This is a genomic window from Streptomyces sp. x-19, assembly GCF_046549115.1.
Lineage (GTDB): Bacteria > Actinomycetota > Actinomycetes > Streptomycetales > Streptomycetaceae > Streptomyces > Streptomyces albulus_C.
Window position 1 is genome coordinate 1 of sequence record NZ_JAJPWK010000097.1, and the last position, 1127, is coordinate 1127.

General features: G+C 66.4%; 1 protein-coding gene and 1 pseudogene. Both read right to left on the reverse strand.

Going from position 1 to position 1127, the window contains the following annotated elements; genetic code table 11:
* A partial coding sequence (locus tag ACLJT4_RS42400; RefSeq protein WP_411130506.1) for an IS701 family transposase occupies window positions 1-850 on the reverse strand: 850 nt, incomplete at its 3' end.
* Window positions 851-882: 32 nt separating this feature from the next.
* Window positions 883-1127: pseudogene (locus tag ACLJT4_RS42405) on the reverse strand (hypothetical protein); the annotation flags it as partial.

The following is a 1127-nucleotide window of genomic DNA, read 5'->3' on the forward strand; positions in this document are numbered from 1 at the left end:
CAAGACGGACCCGCAACAGCACGAAGTGGGAGCTCATCGCGGCTTTGGAGCCCTTGCGCCAAGTCAGGGTCCGTCCCTGGCCTCGCCCTGCGGCCAGCACGTGTTCACGCAAGGACACCGGCCGGGTGCGGTAACGCGGAAGGGGCCTGGGGCCGAGTCCGCCGTAGGCGGGCTGGTGGGGTTCAACACCCTCACCATGGGCGGTCATCTCGGCCTTGGCTTGCAGGACGTAGGCCAGGCCGCGGTCTTCCAGGCCGCGGCGGAAGTCGGCATTGGCGCCGTATCCGGTATCCGCGACCAGCACGGCGGGCCTGAGGCCGGCACCGGCGAGTTCATCGAGCATCCCCAGGGCGAGCTGCCACTTGGGACGGTGGTGCTCGTCGTCGGGGATGCGACAGCGCTTCCTGCGGCTGTCCGCCTCGGGCGTGTCCCAGCTTTCGGGTAGGAACAGTCGCCAGGAAAGAGGGCATGAGGCGGTGTCGGAGGCGGCATGGACGCTGACTCCGATCTGGCAGTTGCCGACCTTGCCCAGCGTGCCGGAGTACTGCCGGGCCACTCCTGGCGAGGAGGTGCCGTCCTTGGGAAAGCCGGTGTCGTCCACCACCCATGCCTGAGGACGGACCACCCGCACGGCCCGCCATGCCAGCCGGGCCCGCACCGCATCGCAGGGCCAGGTGGAGGAGGTGACGAACTGTTGGAGCTGCTGGTGGTCCACCCTCAGACGCTCAGCCATCGGCTGCATCGACTTACGACGGCCATCCAGCAGCAACCCCCGCAGATACAAACTGCCCTTCTCACGCTGATCCCGCCGCACCAACGGCGCAAACACCTCCCCGGCAATCTCCTCCAACCGGCCCCGACACACAGCAAGTTCCCCAGCCCTCATACAACCAGCGAACTACCACACACCCACCGTGACAAGACCACGTAACAAAGCACTACTAGGGCGTCGCGCCGTAGCCCTTCGGCGATCATCTCCGCCAGGAATTCCTCGTCCTCCGGGACTGTAAATAGAACGGTGTAACTCCGATCATGGAGGATTGCACCTGTGACCAGCGAGAACATAGCCGCGGAAGCGTCCGGGGACGTGGCCGTGGAGACGGCTCCGTCAGCGGTGGCGGACGAGA